Source organism: Halobacteriovorax sp. ZH5_bin.2 (genome assembly GCF_043196375.1).
Taxonomy (GTDB): domain Bacteria; phylum Bdellovibrionota; class Bacteriovoracia; order Bacteriovoracales; family Bacteriovoracaceae; genus Halobacteriovorax_A.
Genome location: NZ_JBEBMJ010000004.1, coordinates 1 through 19131 on the forward strand (window position 1 = coordinate 1; position 19131 = coordinate 19131).

Genomic DNA, 19131 nt, shown 5'->3' on the forward strand with positions numbered 1-19131 from the left:
GTAACTTCAATGATTCAGTTACGTCAGATCTTTCAAAAACCGTTTAAAACTTATTTTGGATTTCTTCTCATCTTGTTTGCTACCTAAGTAGCAAATCTTTTATACTATATTAAAATGTTAAAGAGCCTCTTGAAATAAATGGTGGACATGACAGGAGTCGAACCTGCGACCCCCTGCGTGCAAAGCAGGTGCTCTCCCAACTGAGCTACACGCCCACAAAGATAACTCTCACTGTTTTAAGCAGTGATTTGTTTCGTTCATCTCTCAAGGTGAAACGTAATTTATGTGACCTCGTTTCATATGTCAACACACTTTTTTCTTTTTTTTTACTTTTTTTGCATTTTTTTTAATTTCCTATCATAATTTCACTAGAAAAGGAGATTTTAAATAATGACTATTGTAAAGCTTGTAAGAATATCCATGTTTCTCTTCATCTTTATTGGATGTACTAAGAACACTGATATAAAAACACAGGAAGAGGTATCGGACAAAAAGGTCGATGTCTTTAAAATAAATGTAGATCGTACTGGATTATCTGAATCAGAAGGTATTATTAAGACTTCTCATGGGAATATTACGTTTAAGTTTTACCCAAAAAAGGCACCTAATACTGTTGCACGTATTATCCAGCTAATCCAAAGTGGATTCTATGACGGTTTATCATTCCATCGTGTAATACCTAACTTTGTTATTCAAACCGGTGATCCTACAGCTACTGGTAGCGGTGGTTCTGGTAAAAAGATCCAAGCAGAATTTAATAATATAAGTCATGTTACCGGAACTATGGCCATGGCCCGTACTTTAACAGATGAAAATAGTGCTGATTCTCAGTTCTATATAGCTCTAACAGCACTTCCGCATCTTGATAATAAGTATACTGTATTTGGTCAGGTTGTTGATGGTTTAGACATCTTAAAAAAAGTTAAGAAGGGTGATAAAATCATTAGCATTGAATACATAGAATAATTTATATCTTTATATGAATTACATAAGCCTGCAATTTGCAGGCTTTTTTATTATAAATGAATAAAAAAATTAAAATAATATTTAATAATTTAAACTGTCCTTATCGCCTTTCATATCGAACTAATAAATGTTTTAAGTTACTTGCTAACAACGTTAATACTAAGTTTAAAAGTGATAACTTTCCTATCTATAGTTTAACGAAAACGATTACTGCGCACTAATACGCAATTCAGTTTGAAATAAAAAAACGAGAAAATAAGTTATCTACTTTTATTCGTTGTATGAAATTTGAATGTAAAAAAAGCAACGATTGATGAATTGTTTTTACATCGTTTAGGTGTAGGTAATTATGGTTATAAAAAGAATATAAGAATGTTGAAAAGACTTTCCTATTACACAATGAGGTGAGAATAAACTAATTTGTACTGTGATAAACCAAGCTCAACAAACGTTAAAAGAAAGTAATTTTTTATATTCGATTATTAGTTTTCTTTTTTTTAATAATAAAAAACATATTTAAAAGATCATGAAGAATTGATTAATTTTTTTACAAAACATAGACCTGTAATATTAGGTGATCAAAAATAAAAACTTGAAAACTATTTTGGTCATAATGGAATTGGAATAGAAAGAATAAGCATTAGAGATTTGATTGTAGAAATAGCGACTAGTTAAAAAAAAGCCTGCAAATTATTGCAGGCTTTTTTTATTTTCCGTGTCTTTTTTTATCTTTTGTATAAATGAATGTTTTTAAAATCAGGAGCCCAACAATTAAGAATCCAATGATCCAACTTGTTTTTGCAGTAAATTGTCCGTCTTTTACAGGTAATGGTTCTTTACTTGGTACTTCTTGTTGCGTAGTCGTATTTGTGTTTTCAGACATACAAACTCCTTTTTGTCTTATTATCTAAACATTGATTCTAAAATAAGCACAGTAGCGTAAACTCCAGCTGAAATAGGAATTGCAGCAATAAAACGAGTCCACTTTGTTTCTTCATTTAAGTGCATGAAATAGTAAGCAACTAGGAAAGCTTTTCCTAAAGCTAAAAGAACGAGTGCACTATCTCGGTAAAACTTTGCAATATTTGTCATCCCAGGGATGATAAGTTCCACAACTGTTAGAAATGTTAGAACGAAGAAAATAAAAATATATAATTTCTTGTGTGAATGATGTGCGCCTTCAGCCATTTTATTCTCCATTTATAATAAATTAATTTTTTAAGTATTGTTCTTTATTCACTAATAAACCAAGATCAATCATTAGCTTATTAATATCTTTACTAGTTGAATCGTAATAACCTCTAATTTTACCATGTCCATCAACAAGAACAAGTTTTTCAGAGTGTGCAATATCAAACATTGTTACCGTTTCACCATTAACATTAGCTTCGACTTCTTGCATTTTTCCCATCTCTGTTCCAAAGCCGTCTATGATTGTAGCTTGCATATCTTCAGTCTTTCCAGTTAAGAAAGTCCAAATATAAGGGTTCGCTTGATGTTTCCTAGCGTACTTGAATAGCGTTTTAGGATTATCTGTTTCAGGATCCACAGTAAATGAAACGAGAGCAACTTTTTGTCCTAAACCTCTTACTCTCTTTTGAATTTTTTGCATCTCGGCCGTAAGTCTAAGACAGCTTGACGGACAATTTGTAAAAATGAAGTTCGCAATATAAACACGTCCTTCTAATTCTTTAGATCCAAATGTTTTTCCAAAACTATTTGTAAGTGAAAAGGCCGGCAGTTCTTTTACGACTGGTAGCTCAGGAGGAAGTTCTCTGAAAACCGATTTGAAAAAAGGTACAGAAAAGAAATAAAGAACAAAAACTAACCAAAACGCCTTCTTTGAGACAAGCGTTTCGATTAGAGAATTTGATCTTTTTATACCTAAACTAGTCATAATATAACTCTTATTGATTTTTTATACGATCCATTAACTCTTTACGAGCTTCTGTATCTTTTAAACTCTTTAGGTAGTCTACGTAGTGTGCAACTGCCCAGATTTGGTCATCAGTAAGAGTACCTTTCCAAGCGGCCATAGCCGTACCACCAACACCAGCAGCTAAACGAAGAGCAATCTCTTCAACTGTATCTGCTGAACGAATTGTGTTCCAAGTAAAATCTGGTGGAAGAGATTTGAATCCCCACTCTGTTTCTTGAAGTTTTGACTGATAATCAGCATCAGAGAAGTCACCTTCACTCATACCTGTTAACTGTGCTAACTCCATTTTTGGAACGTAAGCTCTGTGACATGACCAGCACATTGCATCTGAGTGGTAAACTTTTTTACCTTCCTCAATTGCTGATTGAACGTGAGCAACACCATATGGGTTTTTACCAAGAGTTACTTGTTTACCAAGTTCTTTATCTTTGCCTTCCCAAACAGATGGAGCAAAAGTCTTGATGTATTGAACAACTTCAAACATTTGATCTTCAGTTAAGTCCCAAGGAAGCATTGCTGTTCCATGCAGACCTTTCTCAAGAATCTTGTATAAGTGCTTATCGTGTGGAAGAGTTCCCGCTTCAACTTCTCCAAATTTGAAGACACCTTTAGTAAAGTCACGTGGTGGAACTTTCATTGCCTTAGCTGCAACACCTTTTCCGTCACCGTTAACACCGTGACAAGGCATACAGTATTCAGTGTAAATTTGTTTCCCTCTATTAAGAACATCTTTCTCAACATAGAGGCCACCTGCGAATACTTTATCTTCTTTGAAGTGGTTTTCCTGGCAAGAAACCAAAGATAAAATTGTAAACATTGCTGTTAAAGTTAATGCCATTTTCTTCATAGCTATCCTCTTAAAATACAAACATAACGATAAACATTACTAACCAAACGACACCTAAAAAGTGCCAAAACTTAGATACATTCTGTACCCAAGTTACCTTCTCCATACTGTAGCCTTTGATTGATACAGGAAGAAGAAAAACAAGTGCAATTAAACCAAGAACAATATGCGCAGCATGTGTCCAAGTTAGTGCATAAAATAGTGATGGAAAAACTCCGCCAGAAGCTTGAAGTCCCATCGCGGCCATTGAGTTCCAAAGTTCCCATTGAACAAACATGAAACCCAGACCTAATAAGTATGTTAGAGCGTAGTAAAGTCTCATGGCCTTAGTGTTTTGTTTATTGAATGCTGATTCAAACAACACTAGAGTCACAGAGCTTAACGCAATAACTATTGTACTAACCACTGGGATTGTTAGAGGTATTCTCGGCATTCCCATAGGTGGCCATACATCGACAGTTAGACGATAAACAGAATAACCAAGTAACATTGAAGCAAAGAGCATTGTAAAAGAAACAAGTAAGACGATCATCGCAATTGATGATGTAATCTTTCTCGCTTCTAGTTCTTTATTCGACATTACCTGGTTCATTCTAATTACGCCTCAACTAATTCTTCAGTTTGATATTGGAAGTCCTTACCTTCTGGAAGATTTGGATTTCCTAATTCGTGTGGTCCACACTTAACAACAGGAACTTCTTTGAAGTTATAAACTGGTGAAGGTGATGGAATTGTCCACTCTAGAGTACCTACATTCCAAGGGTTATTAGGTACTGGCTCTTTTTCTTTCTTAAAGAAAATTGTGTAAACAAAGTTGATTACGAAAGGAATCTGTCCTAGACCCATAAGTAATGCAGAGTAAGTAACAAATGCATTAATTGGGATCAGTCTTTCCATGAATTCGTAAACAAATGGGTTGTAAAGACGTCTGTGCATACCAGCGTATCCAACAATCATCATTCCCATGAATACACCATTTAGACCAATCATTGTGATCCAAAAGTGTACCTTACCCCAGAATTCATTTAGGAATTTACCAAACATTTTCGGCATCCAGAAATAAATTGCTGCATATCCACCAAGAAGAACAGAAGCCGCCATTGTATAGTGGAAGTGACCAACTACAAAGTATGTATCGTGTAGGTAAAGGTCAGTTGTAACTGTTGCTAGATATAGACCAGTTAGACCACCAAGACCAAATACGAATACAACACCAAGAGAGAAGATCATTGGAGTATCAAATTTGATCGACCCTTTCCAGATAGTCCCTAACCAGTTTGCAAAGAAAATTGCAGATGGAATCGAAATCGTCATAGTAAGAGTCATGAATGTTTGAGTTAAAAGTGGACTCATTTGAGTCGTATACATGTGGTGACCATATACAATTGTTGAAAGAATTGTAATCGAAGTCATTGAAAGCGCAGTTGCCTTCGCACCAAATGCTGGTTTTCTTGCAAAGAAAGAAAGTAAGTCAGATACAATCCCCCATGCTGGAAGAATTAGAATATATACTTCAGGGTGACCGAAAATCCAGAATACGTGTTGGTAAAGGATTGGATCACCTGTCCCAGTCGTTGCAGCAGCACCAGCTAGGAAGAAAGTTGTTCCAAAAACACGGTCAAATAATAGAAGTAAAAGACCTGCACCAAGAACTGGAAGGAAAATCGCGTTTAGAATAGCTGTTAGCCATAGACCCCAAACAGATAGTGGCATATCAAAGTATCCCATCCCCGGAGCTCTAAGAACGATAACCGTAGTAATATAGTTAACTGCACCCATTGTAGAAGAAACACCAAGAAGGAAAAGAGCAAGCGTCCAAAGAGTTTGCCCGGCCCCTGGTGAACCAATTAGCGTCGATAAAGTTGGGTATGAAGTCCAACCACCTGCTGCAGCACCTAATGGTAAACATAGAGATGCAACAAGGATTAACGCTGAAGCAGCTGCAATCCAAAAAGAAAGCATATTAAGTAAAGGAAAGACCATATCTCTTGCCCCAATTTGCAGTGGGATAAGATAGTTTCCAAACGCCCCAATTAGAATTGGTGTAATAGCGTAGAAGATCATGATCGTACCGTGCATAGTGAAAAGCATCGCGTACGTATCTGGTGGAACGACTCCTCCTGTTGAAGGGAAAAGTAAGTTACCTAAAATTGGGAATGCCTCTCCAGGAAACGCTAGTGTCCAGCGAATCATAAGGGCCATCATCCCACCTAAACCAAGGCCGATGATTCCGTACCAAAGAAATTGTTTTCCGATCACTTTGTGATCATAAGAAAAAATATACTTTGAGATGAAAGTCTTTGGCTCTGAGTGAATATGTTGCTCGAAAAATGCCATTTTATATTCTCCTAAAAGTTATCTTGTAATTAGTACTGCCACTTCCAACCCCAGAATAATTCAGGGTTTTCAGGGTCATTCTCATGAATAGCTTTCTCTTGAGCCTCTGCAATCCAAGCAGCATAGTCTTCTTGAGAGTAAGTAGTAAGAGAAGCTTTCATTCTATAGTGATATGTTCCACACATCTCTGCACAAGCAATATCCCAAGTACCAGCTTTAGTTGGTTCAAACCATAGACGAGTTAAACGACCAGGAATTGCATCAACCTTACGACGAGCATTTGGAAAATATAGTGAGTGAATTACATCTTTTGAAAGTACTTGAATAACAACTTTACGACCAATTGGCAGTCTTAAGTCATTTAACTGAACAACATCATCTTCAGTATTGAAAACATTGTCTGCACCAGCATATCTAAAGTGCCATGCCCATTGCTGACCAAGTGCTTGAATACGAAGTGGATTCTCGTCCTCTTTTGGCCACTTAGCAAAAACATTTACATAGTCTTCATTCGACATTCTTGTAATGTTCATATCGATTCCAAGGAATACCGATAGACCGATTACAGTCGCGATGATGATATGAATCTTCTTATTCCCGTAAGTATAGTAAGGCTTCGGGTGTCTCTTTGCTGAATAAAAGTAAGAGAAACCAAATAATCCTGCACATACTAATGCGAAGAAAAAGAGGTTCATGTAAGTAGTGTAGCCAAATAACCAATCGATTAAGTGACCGTGCACAGAGATATCTTCAGGTGGCTTCATTCTTTCCCAAAGACTCATCTGCTTAGAAGTTGTACTAACAACTGTAGCTAAAACAGGTGTCAAAAATCCCATAGACCTTCCTTCTATTGAAATACTTTATTAATTTGAATTGATAAATTTTAACCCTTTTTTATAACATTTTCCACGATTTAGCTAAGGAAAATCATCAATGATAGCAAGAGTGGTAAATAGATTATAGAACCCCAAAAATATTGTCGGGCCCAAGCTACATAACTCGGCTCATCATGAATAAAAAAACTTTGCAAACTCTGCGCGAAAAATACGCCATTCACCACCAAAGAGGCGATAAAAAAGTTCTTAGAATTAAGACCAAAGAAGTATCCACTAATAGCAACTAGCGCTAGTAAAAATGTCCAAAGCGCAATACAGATCTTCATCTTGGCCACTGAATAGGTATGGGGGTATACTTTAATATCACCCTCTTTATAGTCATCTTTATGGTAAATTGAGATCGCCATGAAGTGCGGGATCTGCCAAATAAAAAGTATTGCAAACAATAAAATCGCTAGACCATCAATTTCACCTGTCACAATTGTGCGCCCCATTACTGGAGGAATTGCACCAGGTAGTGCTCCTACAAATAACGCAGCAGGACTCTTTCTCTTCATTGGCGTATACACATAAAGGTAAGAAAAAAATGCCAACGCACCGAGCAATGCAGTGACTTTATTTACATATAAGTATGTTAGGCTAAATCCAAGGATGAAAAGAATCCACCCCTGAATAACGGCGTAAATCGGTTTAATTCTCCCAGCAGGAAGAGCGCGATCTTTTGTACGGACCATATTTGAATCAACTTCAATTTCCATGTAGCAATTAATTGTCGTTGCTGACATCACGATCAAAATTGAAAAAATTAATGCATTAATCAAATAGAAGAAATCGATATATTGTCCTGTTAGAAGAATTCCCGAAACAATAGTCGAAACAACAAGTAGGCCAAGACGCGGTTTTGTTAAACTTAATAAGTCACTTGCAACTGTGTGCTTATACCCACCAAAATATATTTCTTCAAAGCGTTTAAACCACTGGAATAAGAATAGAAGATTAAGAGTAATGATAACTGCTAAAAGCAGGTGGAGTACTTGAAAGTAAGTTGTATCAGTAAGTAAGAACAATCTCTTTGCATTAAATAAGTGAATAAGAAATAAAGCAACTAAACTTCCAGTTAGTAATGAAAATTGCTTTAAGGCCTTTCCGTGTAAGAGTGAAATTGTTTTTCTGATATTAAAAAGAAAAGCTAGTAAGAAGCCTAGAAAAAGAACTCCTAAGTATTTATGAAGAGAATGAATTTGCGCAGCTACAGTTGAAGGCCAAAAACTTAGACCCTCTGCCGTCTGACATAAAATGTTTATATTATCCCCTAGCCCACACACATCTTTTGTTGCCGTTTGATGAACAATTCCTCCAAAGAAAAACTGTATAAAAGCAATGAGTAACATAATAAAAACAAGGTCTTTTGCCGAAGGTGAATAGCCTTTTAAATTTAGATCTTGTTTTTCTACAGTAGGATAAAAAAGCTGAGAAAAAATAGCAATATAGGCAAAGCTTAAAATTAGGTGAAAAACACTAACTAAAGTAGGTAATTTATAAATAAAGTTTATCCCACCTAGAAGTGACTGGAGAACGAGAAGAAATAAGCCTAAACGAACAGACTTCTCTTTTGGATGCTTTATAAAGAGAAACGTATTTAAAACAATAATAATTCCAGCAAATATTCTGTGAAGAATTGGATATATTGATGACTTATCAACAGTCGCTGCATAACAAATTGGCCAAGAAGTACATTCTAGGCCAGTGAAGTCCGCACTCACTAACCCACCAATGACAATTAAACCTAATGTTAATAAGATATTGATGAAGGCAAGTGTACGATACATTACAGCTCCGCTTCTTGAGATTTTTTAAGGATGATTAATAATTCATAAATAAAATATGATAGTAAAATTGCAAATAATAAGTGAACAGGCTGAGCAAATGCTGGAAATGCCAGATAAGCTAGGACTACACCTGCAGTGATGACACCAATTAGAACCAACATAATAGAAATACACTTCTTTTGGACAAAAGAGTTATCTTTGAATTCTTCCATGATTTTTCTAAGCGTATAAGAAAAGCCTAAAAGAATTAGAATTGAAAATGAGCGGTGGATATAAAAGATCATATCAAGGCGATCAACCCAATTAGAGCGTGCTAAATTGGGCTCTGTGTTGGTAATTAAATCAATTTGCTCTCTAACTTGTGTTCCAAGAACAATTTGTATCACAACAAGGCCAACTAGAACCCATAAGAAATCTTTGTAGCGGTCAACATTATGCTTACGAAGAAACTTAATCTCCGTCACTTCATATCTTAAATGAGCAAGTGCGAACGCAAGAAATATCGCTAAAAGCATATGAATTGTAATCACTCCAGGATGTAAGTGCGACTTTACAACCATTGCTCCAACACCACCATTTAAAACAACTAAGAATAGAGCAAGGCCTGTTAGCCAAACAACTTTCTTATTTTCTTTTTTATAAGCAAATGAAAGGACAAATAAGATAATTGAAGCAATACCTGTCCACACACCGGCAATCCTATTGAAGTACTCAGTCCACGTATGAATAGGATTAAAAACTGCTACAATTCGGCCAGGTTTTGCAAATCGAGTCTGATAATCAGCTGGAAGCTGATCAACGCTAGTAGGTGGAACAACTTGACCAAAGCAAGTTGGCCAATCTGGACAGCCCATTCCGGCTCCAGTACTTCTGACCATCCCTCCAATTAAAATAAGTGCAAAAACAGTGATTATGACTACAGGCAAAAACTTTTTGAATCGTAACTTTTTAGAACTTTCCATTTCAACTTCAACTTGATTTCAACTTTCTTAACCCAACTAGAAATATGAATAATTTTCAATTTCAAAGTGATGGGATAGTATTTCTATATTAGGAGTCAATATGCACAAAAATCACGGACCTGTCTATTATGGTGACTATTTAGAACTGAATAAATTACTCGATACGCAAAATCCTCTCTCTAAAAAATATGGAGACGAGGCGCATGATGAAACACTCTTTATTGTTGTGCATCAAGTATATGAATTATGGTTTAAACAAATACTTCACGAGCTAAACTCGATAAAAAAAATTTTCTCGGTAGATAAAGTTGAAGAATCATTTCTTTCAACTGTTTGCTCAAGGCTTGAGAGAATAAAAAAAGTTCAAACCCTTCTCTTGGGACAATTGGAAGTAATGGAAACAATGACTCCAATGGACTTTCTTGAGTTTAGGGATTTATTAGTTCCTGCCTCAGGTTTCCAAAGCGTTCAATTTAGAGAAATTGAGATCCTATTGGGACTGTCGACAAATCAAAGAAAAGAAGTAGATCGTGAATATTTCCTTGGAAGGCTGAACGAGCAAGATAAGCAAAGACTTCTAAAAATTGAAAAAGAGCCTACTTTATTCTCGGCCCTTGAAAAGTGGCTAGAAAGAATGCCATTCACTTTTAATGCAGAATTTGATTTTTGGAGTGAGTACCAGTCATGTGTTGAAGATATGCTATGTGGAGATGAGCTTACAGTCTTAGATAATATGGCAACTCTTCCACCAAAGGCATTAGAGATTCAAAAGGCAAATCTTCAAAGTACACGAGATACATTTGAAACTCTGTTTAATTCGGATGAATATAATAAATTAGTAAAAGAGGGAAAGAGAAGACTTTCTCAAAAAGCTACCCTTAATGCACTATTTGTTCTTCTTTATCGAGATGAGCCAATACTAACTCTTCCATACACAGTGCTAGCTCACCTTATGGATATTGATGAAAACTTTACTACTTGGCGCTATAAGCATGCTCTGATGGCACATCGTATGCTTGGAACAAAAATTGGAACTGGTGGATCTTCGGGGCATCAGTACTTAAAAGATGCAGCCGATAATAATAGATCGTTTATCGATCTTTTTAACCTTTCAACTTTTATTATACCAAGATCCCAAAGACCGGTTCTTCCAGAAAAATTAAAAACAGCGATGAACTTTAATTACAGAGATTAGTATGTATAAAAAATATTTTCAAAGATTTCTAAATGCAAATGAAGGAAAGCTTCACTTTGCCGCTCACTCTCATCACTACTGGCCAGATGTCACAAGAGAAGCGCAAATTAAATACTGGGATGATAGTGCTAAGTTTGTTGATGAGAAATGGAGTAAGTTTTTTTCAAATGAATTTGCTCAACTACAAAGTAATATTGCAAACGTTTTAAATATTTCAAAACCAGAACAGATTACATTTGCACCAAATACACATGAGCTTGCATACCGTATTCTTTCGGCCCTGCCTCATGGTGCAAAGATCTTAACAACTGATAGTGAATTCTACTCATTTGATCGCCAAATTAATCGTCTTTTAGAAGAAGGTATTTTTGACGTTACTAAAATTGAAAATACTAATGATGAGAGCTTTATTGAAAAATTTATTCAAAAAGCAAATACTGATAAATATGATTTAATCTTTATTAGCCAAGTATTTTTTAATTCTGGATTTGCAATTAAAGATCTCGTCTCATTTGTAAAAGCAATAAATACAAAAGCCGAAATTGTTATTGATGCCTATCATGCATTCATGGCACTTCCTACTGATCTCAGAGAAATTGAAGATCGTATTTTTTATATGGCCGGCGGTTATAAATACTGTGGTTCCGGTGAAGGGTCATGTTTTCTCATATCTCCTAAAAATACAATGCTTACACCAAAGAATACTGGTTGGTTCGCGCAAATGGGAGATCTAACAAATTTTAGTGAAGATAAAGTACCTTTTAGTAATGATGGATTTAGATTTGCTGGATCGACGATGGATTTCACCGCAATTTATCGCATGAATGCAGTATTGAACCTTTGGAAGAAAGAAAGCATTTCTGTACGTGACATTCATGCTCACGTTGAAAAAAATCAAATAGATTTCTTAACTGGTATCTTAGGAACAAAATTAGAAAGTAAAATCGTGACGACAACAAGTAGAGGTCATTTTATAGCTTTCAAATTTTCAACATCACAAGAATGTGAAGAGTACGCAGCAAACCTTAAGGTGAATCATGTAAATGTTGATTATCGCCGAAATATTTTACGTTTTGGATTTAGTATTTATCAAGATAGTGATGATATAATTAAACTTATTAAAATAATTAAAAATATTGGTTAGGAAAAAATGGAAGAAAAGAAAAAGCAATCACAAGAAGAGCTTCAATCAGGGGCCTCTAACAAAAAAGGTCTTGCTAAAGTATTAGAGAATATTTTTAGAAAGAACCAAGCAATTGGTTACATGGCAGCAATGCTACCTCCAATTGTTGTTTACATTATTTGTATTACTCTTGGGTTAACTCCCGGCTATATTTTTTTAACGACTGCATATGAAAGCGTTGCAGGCCAGCACTTCCTTATTCAAGCTCTTGCGATGTCATTTGCATTTGTAATGTCCTACGCAGCCTATGCATTAACACTTATCTTTATCGTTCCATTCTTTAACTGGATCTATCCGCTTAAAATGAAACCATTTAAAGGAAGTTGGATTTCATTAGAAACTCTTCCTTGGTATTACCATAATGCTTTAACACAATTAGTTCGCTACACAGTTTTAGATTTCTTTCAAGCAACACCAATTATCACTCTATTCTATCGAATGATGGGGATGAAGATTGGAAAAAATTGTGTCATCAATACAACAAATATCTCCGACCCATGCCTCATTACACTTGAGGACTATGTGACAATTGGTGGCTCTGCAACAATCTTTGCTCACTATGCTCAAGCAGGTTTTCTAGTTATTGCACCAACTGTAATTAAAAGAGGTGCAACAGTTGGGTTAAAAGCTTCAATTATGGGTGACGTCATTATCGGTGAAAAAGTTGTTGTTTCTCCGCACGAAGCAGTACTACCAAAATCAAGACTTGATGCTGAAGAGAGAAAGAAAGCAAAGAAAGAATCTAATAATTAAGATATTTCAAAAAGAAAAAGATTAAAACACCTGTTACTGAAACATAAAGCCAAATGGGTAAAGTCCACTTTGCCCATTTTTTATGACTCTTGAAACTTCCAGTCAGTGCATTCCATAGAGTAATTAAAATCATTGGTAACATCACGATACTTAAAAGAACGTGAGAAATAAGAATCGCAAAGTATACAGGTCTCACAAAACCCTGTGCGATAAATTTAGTATCACCATGAAAGTGATGATAAAGAAGATAAGAAATAAGAAATAGTGCAGAAGTTGCTGTGGCCCCAGACATACATTTAATATGTGCCGAGACATTCTTATTCTTAATAAATCTCCAACCTACAAATAGCAAACTCGCAGAAATTGAATTTAATAAAGCATTTACCATTGGTAGATAATCAACCCACCAAAGCTTAACGGCCGCTTCAGGTTTAAAGTAGATAAACCAAACCAAGAAGAGCGCAATTAATCCACTTAGTATAAAAAGTAAAGTATAGATAAAATTACTGTTGTTCTTCTTCATGAATCCTTGAAGCTACTGAGTTTTTTCTATATTTATGAATTGTTTTATAAAGAATAAAAAACGGAATATAGATTAGGCCAATGAAAGTTACAAGAATCCAAACAAGCCTTGCATCCTTTGGATTATTCATAGATCCAGCACAACCAGGACACGCAAAAACGTAGTCTGAAAATAGTACTAGAATTAATATGCCAATTGGTAATAAGAAACTTTTCATATAATTGCCTTATATACCTTTCGGAAGGCTTAGTCCATTTTTTTAGCCCAAAACAAAAAAGGCCCTACATAAGTAGGGCCTTTCTTACAACATATGTTCACTCATTAAATTAAGTAAATAAATGTAAATACCAGAATCCAAACAAGGTCAACGAAGTGCCAGAAGAGACCACAAACTTCAAGAAGTCCATAGTCACCTTTGTCAAAACGTCCTTTAAGGGCAAGTACATACATGTAAATAAGAAATATTACACCCGATAGTACGTGTAGTCCGTGGAAACCAGTAATTGCAAAGAATGTCGACGAGAATAAGTTATTTCCATGCTCATAAGTTGAGAATGTCATCCCCATATCTGACATTAGGTGTACGTACTCATACGCTTGGATACCAAGGAAGATTACACCACCAATAATTGTAGCTAAAAGCCATCCTCTAATTGCTTTTGGTTGTCTCATTTTTACAGCATCAATTGCCATAACCATTGAAACAGAAGAACAAATTAGAATGAAAGTCATAATCCCTGAAAGGTGTACTCCACCAAGAGCTTCTACAGGGTTTGGCCAATGCTTAGTTGCACGAAGTACAGCATAAGCAATCAGTAAGCCTGAAAATGACATGGCATCAGTTCCAAGAAATAACCACATCCCAATTTTATTTGGACTTGCGTGCCCAAATTGAGGGTCATTTGGATAACTAATTACACCGTCATGAACTAAATCTTTTGTATTAGCATGTCCTGCCATTTATAAACTCCCGTTATCTCTTTCCAGCTTTCTTAGCTTTTGGTGAGTAAAAATCACTTCCTAACTCAAGTACGTACTTAGTAACTGCTTCGATTTGTCTCTTAGCATCACCGTCAAGAAGTTCTGGATCCGCAGCCTCTCCTTCTGGCCAGAAAGATGGCATTGTTGTACCAGGCATAATTTTATCTGGACCTTCAAGCCACTTCTTAATCCAGCTCTTTCTTAGTCTTCTCTTAGCAAAGTGAAGATCTGGAGCAAGTGCTTGATCGTTATTGAATCCAGTAGTATGACATGAAGCACATGCTAGGTCGTTAAATAACTGAACAGCTGCACGTCTTTCTTCCTTACTTTCCCAAACAACTTTTTCATTTTCATCAAAGATTGGTTGGTCAGCTTTTACACGGAACATATCAACTAGTTTTTCTTTTTCTTCTTTACTCATATTGAAAGAAGGCATTCTTAACTTAAGCCATGGACGGATTTCATATACATCACCAAGGAAGTAATGGAACCAATCAGCTTGTACTCTGTGCCCTTGTTCAACTAAACGTGGTGGCGCTTCGTTTACATCATCGTAAATTTTCAGCATATCACCGAACTCACCATCAATTTGGTGACATCCAATACAGTTGTACTTAACAGCAACTTTCATACCTTCATTTGCAACAGTTTCAGCAGCGTCGTATCTCTTAACACCTTTAAGAGGGATTTTCTGATCAACTTGACCGATAAGAGCTGTTGTAATTAGCGCAGCATCTTTTTCGCTCATGTGGAACTGAGGCATTCTTAGTAGATCTTTAAATGGCTTATCTACACCATTATCCCATCTTCTTGGATTTAATAAGTGCGCTTTAATCCAAGCTTCTCTTGAGTGCTCAACTTTCTCATGAGAGAAACCAAATTGAGTTAGAGGCTTAGAACCAATTTTTGAAAGCTCTGGACCAATTGGTGCACGATCTTCAAAACCTTTAATATTGTGACATGAGTAACAACCATACTTACCGATTGAACGACGACCTAATTCCATTGTTCTTTCGTGGTCACTCATTGTTGCAAGCTTAGCTTTTGCAACTTCAACAGTATCAAACGCTGAGAAGTAAGTTACAAGGATCTCGTCTCTTGCACCTTTATCCATATCTGCAAACTTAAGCTTTTCGAATTGATCATTCTTTAGGCTCATTAGGTATGCAGTAATATCATTAACTTCTCTATCAGATAGTCTGAAAGAAGGCATGATTGTATCTTCTTGGAAGTGACTTGGGTTTTTAAGCCATGAAGCCATCCAGTTAGCATCTTTTACTTTAGAACCAATTCCATCTAGGTAGGGACCTTTGTGAGCATCAACTTTTTGAGACTCAAGAGCAAAATCTTTAACACCGTGACAAGCAAGACATCCGATTTCACCAACAAGTTGCTTACCTTTTTCTTTATTACCACCAGTATATTTCATGAAAGGCTTATAGCTTTCAGACTGTGCGTAAATTACTTCAGCGATCGCATTTACTTCAGCAATATTCTTCTTAACGAACTCTGGAGAGCTGTTGTTATCATTCATGAAGAACTGAGGCATTTTTGCATGTTTATTAAATGCTTTTGGTTCCCAAACCCAGTTCTTAAAGAATTCTTTATCAAGCTTTGCTGCGATCTTTTCTAAACTTGGACCAGGCTTTCTCTTATGCTCCCAACCTTCAATTTTGTGACAAGCATAACAACCAAATTTTTCTAGTGAACGACGACCTTCATTTAGAGTTGTCGCTTGTGGAATATATTGAACACCACTGTGACACTTAACACATCCAGCTTCATAGTCACCACGTCTTAATTGTACGATAGGTACCTTGTGTGGCTCATGCCAGTTGTACTTAGCAATCCAATCTTGTTTTTGTTCTTCAGTTGCTGGCATGTGAGCAGCTGCATTAAAGTCATTAACTCTATGCCCTTCACCACCGTGACAAGAAGTACAACCAAAATTTTTCATTGGGTGCTTACCGTTAGCTCCAACCATTAGGTCTAAGTTAGGGTGAGTCTTATGTGGGTTTGGTTGATTTTCGTAACCTGGCTTGTCAATGAAAGTGTGACAAGTCATACAACGATCAACTTTAGGTACGTGTTGGAAGAATCTGTCATCAGTAATATTTTCTAATACAACTTGTTGAACCTTAACAGTTGGGTCCATAAAGTCGATAAAAGGTAGGTTTCTAAGTGCGAAGACAGGAGTTACTTCCTTTCTTTTTTCAGCACCTTTAAGAAGCTCAAGTCGACCAACAATACCGTTGATTTTCTTATTAACTGAGTCAATATCAGCATTAAAAGCCGCTAGTTGTCTCTTTAAGTTCTTTTCTTTAGTTTGAAGTGCTTTTTTCTTATCAGTAGATAAAGCAAACTTCTTCTTATTTTCTTGAAGTTTCTCAAATAAAGAGTGAGCATTTGGCGCGTGTTCAGCGTGAGCAACACCATAATTAAATGCAAGGGCAGCAACGTCTGAATTCAGACGACCGTTAACGATCTGCTCTTTCTTAATATCTTTAATTACCTGATCAAGCTCAGCTTCAATTTTTGAAATTTCTTTGCCCTTAGCTTCAACTGATTTTTTAGCTGCTGCTAATTCATCATTAAGAACCTTTACTTTTTCAGCACTGATCTTTGCTTCTTCTTCAGCAATATCTTTGGCAATTTTTTCTTTTTCAATCTTCATTGCCTCGATTTGAATTGCTTTCCATGGTCTCATGTAATCATCTAGAAATACCCATATTACCGTAACCAAAAGAACCAGTGAAAAGATCGCGAAGATCTTATTCAGTTTTTTCATATCATAGGCCATGCCTGGCTCATGTTTCTTTGACATTTTTATATACCCTTTATTACTTCTTCTTTAAGTATCTTTATATATCTATATCCAGATTCGCTTATAGGTTAAGTTCCCACTCTGGTAGAGCGATAATATACTTTAAGCTAAATAGCCATCTAAGAACCATCTTGATTGGTAGTGATGTCATACCAAGTACAAGGATGATGAAAATATAGTATCTAATCTGACCAGTGTTCTCGATAATCTTCTTTCCATATTTCGATTTTGCAATCGCAACTGGAAGTACACAACAGTAACCAAGAGTTAGGATTATACCTACAATCTCTCTAACAACGATATTTGAAGGCATTGGAGTGTTAAGCCACTTAAGCCATACAAATTCAGAAAGGTTTACGTTGTATTCAGAAACAACCTTGTGGAAGTCCCAGAACTCAAATGGACCATAGAATGTCCAGTTTGGTCCACGTAAGAAAGTACCAACGATAATTAGGTACATCCAAAGAACAATCCAACCATATAAGAATCCCCACATAGCGATTGGTCTTTCTTTAATTGTGAAGTAACCATTCCCCTTCGGGTTTGTATCAATATATGGAATTGCAATAAGACCTACAAGGATAAGACCTGGAAGAACAACCCCTGCCATCCAAGGATCGAAATAAACAAGCATTTCTTGAAGACCAAGGAAGTACCATGGAGCTTTTGCAGGGTTAGGTGCCCATGTCGTGTTTGCTGGCTCTTCTAGTGGAGCTTTAAAAATAATTGCCCAAACAACTAAGAAGATTGTTGTACCGATCATACACATTAACTCAGTGAAAACTAAGTTAGGCCATACCCATACTTTCTCTCTATTTTCAGGAAGTGCCTCAATCGGACACTCACCATTTTCAATTCTCTTGTCATTCTCAGCAGCTCTATAAAGTGCATACCAAGTAAGCCAAGCAATAAGAACGATAATAATGTTAATTGGAATATTATCTGGCCATAGGATAATTGCTCTAAAGTTTGCATCCATACAAAACCAAACAACAACCGGTGCAGCAATAACAAGTGCCCATTTAGCAAACTTCTTACTACCTACAACACGATAGTACTTCATCATGAAGAAGAATAGGACCGTCGTAATCGGGAATGATCTAATCGGATCGGCCAGCCAGTTTATAAGTTCTTTCATTTATATATCCCTTTCTCTCAAAATATATTTTCTAAAGTGGTGCTGAAATCCCACCGTCTTTTCTTACACGCCAGAAGTGAACTGCAATTAGAACACCAACAACTAGTGGAATGAATACACAGTGAAGAATATAAAATCTTAGTAGTGCTGGTTCCCCAACGAAACGCCCTGCTAGAAGCTGGAAACGAACGTCGTTTTTATCAGAAACCATAACGAAGTCACCAATTTGTGCTAAAGCTGCACCTGGACCACCGTGACCTAAGAAAGGTGTTGCCTTTGCCATGTTTGAACCAACGGCAATCGCCCAAATCGCTAGCTGATCCCATGGTAGTAGGTAACCAGTAAATGATAGTAGAAGAGTTAATACTAGAAGAATAACACCAACACCCCAGTTAAATTCTCTAGGTGGTTTATATGAACCAGTCATAAATACTCGGAACATGTGAAGCCACACAGTAATAACCATGGCGTGCGCACCCCAACGGTGAATTTCACGCATAATCCCTAAAGGCACGTGCTCTTTAAGTGCAATAATATCGTTATATGCGTACTCTGCAGTTGGTCTATAATAGAACATTAAAAGTACACCAGTAACAGTTAGTGCTAAGAAAATGAAAAATGTAAGTCCACCCATACACCAAGTGTAACCAAGTTGAACCCCTGATTTCTTAAGTTTGATTGGGTGTAAGTGTAAAAACACGTTACCAGCTACGACAGCAGCTCTGTTTCTTGCGTTCGTTGGAGGCCCGTGTCTGAAGATCGATTTCCAGACCTGAGTTTCTCTAATGTAATCAACAACACCTCTTTTAGCCATTGTT

Annotated in this window: 19 protein-coding genes and 1 tRNA gene; 4 read left to right on the forward strand and 16 right to left on the reverse strand. The window is 36.3% G+C overall.

Translation table 11 applies throughout. The features are described 5' to 3' along the window. Positions 1–139: 139 nt before the first annotated feature. A tRNA-Ala gene (locus tag ABMA76_RS10820) sits at positions 140–215 on the reverse strand. 175 nt (positions 216–390) lie between these two features. Here ABMA76_RS10820 and ABMA76_RS10825 point away from each other — a divergent pair. Next, on the forward strand, positions 391–966 hold the full coding sequence (locus ABMA76_RS10825; RefSeq protein ID WP_392911196.1) for a peptidylprolyl isomerase: 576 nt from the start codon (positions 391–393) through the stop codon (positions 964–966). A gap of 706 nt (positions 967–1672) precedes the next feature. On the opposite strand, the gene ABMA76_RS10830 is transcribed toward ABMA76_RS10825, so the two are convergent. From ABMA76_RS10830 to ABMA76_RS10870, 9 genes are all read right to left on the reverse strand, one after another. Then, a complete protein-coding gene (locus tag ABMA76_RS10830; RefSeq protein ID WP_392911194.1) occupies positions 1673–1849 on the reverse strand; it encodes a hypothetical protein in 177 nt (58 codons plus the stop codon). A 20-nt stretch (positions 1850–1869) separates the two neighbouring features. Then, positions 1870–2154 (reverse strand): cytochrome C oxidase subunit IV family protein, encoded by a 285-nt coding sequence (locus ABMA76_RS10835; protein ID WP_392911192.1) that lies wholly within the window; start codon positions 2152–2154, stop codon positions 1870–1872. Positions 2155–2176: 22 nt separating this feature from the next. Continuing rightward, the gene (locus ABMA76_RS10840) at positions 2177–2863 is read right to left on the reverse strand and encodes an SCO family protein (RefSeq protein ID WP_392911190.1); all 687 of its coding nucleotides are present in this window, start codon (positions 2861–2863) and stop codon (positions 2177–2179) included. A 10-nt stretch (positions 2864–2873) separates the two neighbouring features. Further along, positions 2874–3752, reverse strand: coding sequence for a c-type cytochrome (locus tag ABMA76_RS10845; RefSeq protein WP_392911188.1), 879 nt, complete (start codon positions 3750–3752; stop codon positions 2874–2876). 10 nt (positions 3753–3762) lie between these two features. Continuing rightward, positions 3763–4344 (reverse strand): heme-copper oxidase subunit III, encoded by a 582-nt coding sequence (locus ABMA76_RS10850; RefSeq protein WP_392911185.1) that lies wholly within the window; start codon positions 4342–4344, stop codon positions 3763–3765. Positions 4345–4349: 5 nt separating this feature from the next. Then, on the reverse strand, positions 4350–6089 hold the full coding sequence (locus tag ABMA76_RS10855; RefSeq protein WP_021267663.1) for a cbb3-type cytochrome c oxidase subunit I: 1740 nt from the start codon (positions 6087–6089) through the stop codon (positions 4350–4352). Between the two features lie 29 nt (positions 6090–6118). Beyond that, entirely contained in the window at positions 6119–6925 is an 807-nt protein-coding gene (locus ABMA76_RS10860) for a cytochrome c oxidase subunit II (protein ID WP_392911183.1), read from the reverse strand. 77 nt (positions 6926–7002) lie between these two features. After that, entirely contained in the window at positions 7003–8754 is a 1752-nt protein-coding gene (gene cyoE / locus ABMA76_RS10865; RefSeq protein ID WP_392911181.1) for a heme o synthase, read from the reverse strand. After that, on the reverse strand, positions 8754–9716 hold the full coding sequence (locus ABMA76_RS10870; protein WP_392911179.1) for a heme A synthase: 963 nt from the start codon (positions 9714–9716) through the stop codon (positions 8754–8756). Before ABMA76_RS10870 ends, cyoE begins: the two co-directional genes overlap by 1 nt. A gap of 100 nt (positions 9717–9816) precedes the next feature. On the opposite strand from ABMA76_RS10870, the gene ABMA76_RS10875 reads away from it, so the two are divergent. The 3 genes from ABMA76_RS10875 to ABMA76_RS10885 are packed head-to-tail and all read left to right on the forward strand — an operon-like array spanning position 9817 to position 12847. Next, the gene (locus ABMA76_RS10875; protein WP_392911177.1) at positions 9817–10911 is read left to right on the forward strand and encodes a tryptophan 2,3-dioxygenase family protein; all 1095 of its coding nucleotides are present in this window, start codon (positions 9817–9819) and stop codon (positions 10909–10911) included. Between the two features lies 1 nt (position 10912). Further along, positions 10913–12055: an aminotransferase class V-fold PLP-dependent enzyme gene (locus ABMA76_RS10880; RefSeq protein ID WP_392911175.1), complete on the forward strand. Its 1143-nt coding sequence runs from the start codon at positions 10913–10915 to the stop codon at positions 12053–12055. A 6-nt stretch (positions 12056–12061) separates the two neighbouring features. Continuing rightward, the gene (locus ABMA76_RS10885; RefSeq protein WP_392911173.1) at positions 12062–12847 is read left to right on the forward strand and encodes an acyltransferase; all 786 of its coding nucleotides are present in this window, start codon (positions 12062–12064) and stop codon (positions 12845–12847) included. On the opposite strand, the gene ABMA76_RS10890 is transcribed toward ABMA76_RS10885, so the two are convergent. The 6 genes from ABMA76_RS10890 to ABMA76_RS10915 form a co-directional block, all read right to left on the reverse strand. After that, positions 12837–13370: a DUF420 domain-containing protein gene (locus ABMA76_RS10890; RefSeq protein WP_392911171.1), complete on the reverse strand. Its 534-nt coding sequence runs from the start codon at positions 13368–13370 to the stop codon at positions 12837–12839. The two genes, ABMA76_RS10885 and ABMA76_RS10890, sit on opposite strands and share 11 nt — an antisense overlap. After that, on the reverse strand, positions 13351–13587 hold the full coding sequence (locus ABMA76_RS10895) for a hypothetical protein (protein ID WP_040314543.1): 237 nt from the start codon (positions 13585–13587) through the stop codon (positions 13351–13353). The genes ABMA76_RS10890 and ABMA76_RS10895 overlap by 20 nt, the downstream gene beginning before the upstream one ends. Positions 13588–13691: 104 nt before the next feature. After that, positions 13692–14330 (reverse strand): cytochrome c oxidase subunit 3, encoded by a 639-nt coding sequence (locus ABMA76_RS10900; protein WP_021267400.1) that lies wholly within the window; start codon positions 14328–14330, stop codon positions 13692–13694. A gap of 13 nt (positions 14331–14343) precedes the next feature. Then, positions 14344–17175, reverse strand: coding sequence for a c-type cytochrome (locus ABMA76_RS10905; RefSeq protein ID WP_392911169.1), 2832 nt, complete (start codon positions 17173–17175; stop codon positions 14344–14346). A gap of 61 nt (positions 17176–17236) precedes the next feature. After that, entirely contained in the window at positions 17237–18313 is a 1077-nt protein-coding gene (locus ABMA76_RS10910) for a cytochrome C (protein WP_392911167.1), read from the reverse strand. A gap of 31 nt (positions 18314–18344) precedes the next feature. Beyond that, positions 18345–19127 carry a cytochrome b N-terminal domain-containing protein gene (locus ABMA76_RS10915; protein WP_103218399.1) on the reverse strand — a complete coding sequence of 261 codons (783 nt, stop codon included), beginning with the start codon at positions 19125–19127 and terminating at the stop codon, positions 18345–18347. Between the last annotated feature and the right edge of the window lie 4 nt (positions 19128–19131).

Bases quoted from the DNA above. Each gene is read 5' to 3' on its own strand.
- ABMA76_RS10850 (WP_392911185.1), bottom strand. From the start codon at position 4,344: ATGAACCAGGTAATGTCGAATAAAGAACTAGAAGCGAGAAAGATTACA.
- ABMA76_RS10860 (WP_392911183.1), bottom strand. From the start codon at position 6,925: ATGGGATTTTTGACACCTGTTTTAGCTACAGTTGTTAGTACAACTTCT.
- ABMA76_RS10910 (WP_392911167.1), bottom strand. From the start codon at position 18,313: ATGAAAGAACTTATAAACTGGCTGGCCGATCCGATTAGATCATTCCCG.
- ABMA76_RS10895 (WP_040314543.1), bottom strand. From the start codon at position 13,587: ATGAAAAGTTTCTTATTACCAATTGGCATATTAATTCTAGTACTATTT.
- ABMA76_RS10885 (WP_392911173.1), top strand. From the start codon at position 12,062: ATGGAAGAAAAGAAAAAGCAATCACAAGAAGAGCTTCAATCAGGGGCC.
- ABMA76_RS10855 (WP_021267663.1), bottom strand. From the start codon at position 6,089: ATGGCATTTTTCGAGCAACATATTCACTCAGAGCCAAAGACTTTCATC.
- ABMA76_RS10830 (WP_392911194.1), bottom strand. From the start codon at position 1,849: ATGTCTGAAAACACAAATACGACTACGCAACAAGAAGTACCAAGTAAA.
- ABMA76_RS10905 (WP_392911169.1), bottom strand. From the start codon at position 17,175: ATGTCAAAGAAACATGAGCCAGGCATGGCCTATGATATGAAAAAACTG.
- cyoE (WP_392911181.1), bottom strand. From the start codon at position 8,754: ATGTATCGTACACTTGCCTTCATCAATATCTTATTAACATTAGGTTTA.
- ABMA76_RS10870 (WP_392911179.1), bottom strand. From the start codon at position 9,716: ATGGAAAGTTCTAAAAAGTTACGATTCAAAAAGTTTTTGCCTGTAGTC.
- ABMA76_RS10825 (WP_392911196.1), top strand. From the start codon at position 391: ATGACTATTGTAAAGCTTGTAAGAATATCCATGTTTCTCTTCATCTTT.
- ABMA76_RS10875 (WP_392911177.1), top strand. From the start codon at position 9,817: ATGCACAAAAATCACGGACCTGTCTATTATGGTGACTATTTAGAACTG.
- ABMA76_RS10880 (WP_392911175.1), top strand. From the start codon at position 10,913: ATGTATAAAAAATATTTTCAAAGATTTCTAAATGCAAATGAAGGAAAG.
- ABMA76_RS10900 (WP_021267400.1), bottom strand. From the start codon at position 14,330: ATGGCAGGACATGCTAATACAAAAGATTTAGTTCATGACGGTGTAATT.
- ABMA76_RS10890 (WP_392911171.1), bottom strand. From the start codon at position 13,370: ATGAAGAAGAACAACAGTAATTTTATCTATACTTTACTTTTTATACTA.
- ABMA76_RS10915 (WP_103218399.1), bottom strand. From the start codon at position 19,127: ATGGCTAAAAGAGGTGTTGTTGATTACATTAGAGAAACTCAGGTCTGG.
- ABMA76_RS10835 (WP_392911192.1), bottom strand. From the start codon at position 2,154: ATGGCTGAAGGCGCACATCATTCACACAAGAAATTATATATTTTTATT.
- ABMA76_RS10845 (WP_392911188.1), bottom strand. From the start codon at position 3,752: ATGAAGAAAATGGCATTAACTTTAACAGCAATGTTTACAATTTTATCT.
- ABMA76_RS10840 (WP_392911190.1), bottom strand. From the start codon at position 2,863: ATGACTAGTTTAGGTATAAAAAGATCAAATTCTCTAATCGAAACGCTT.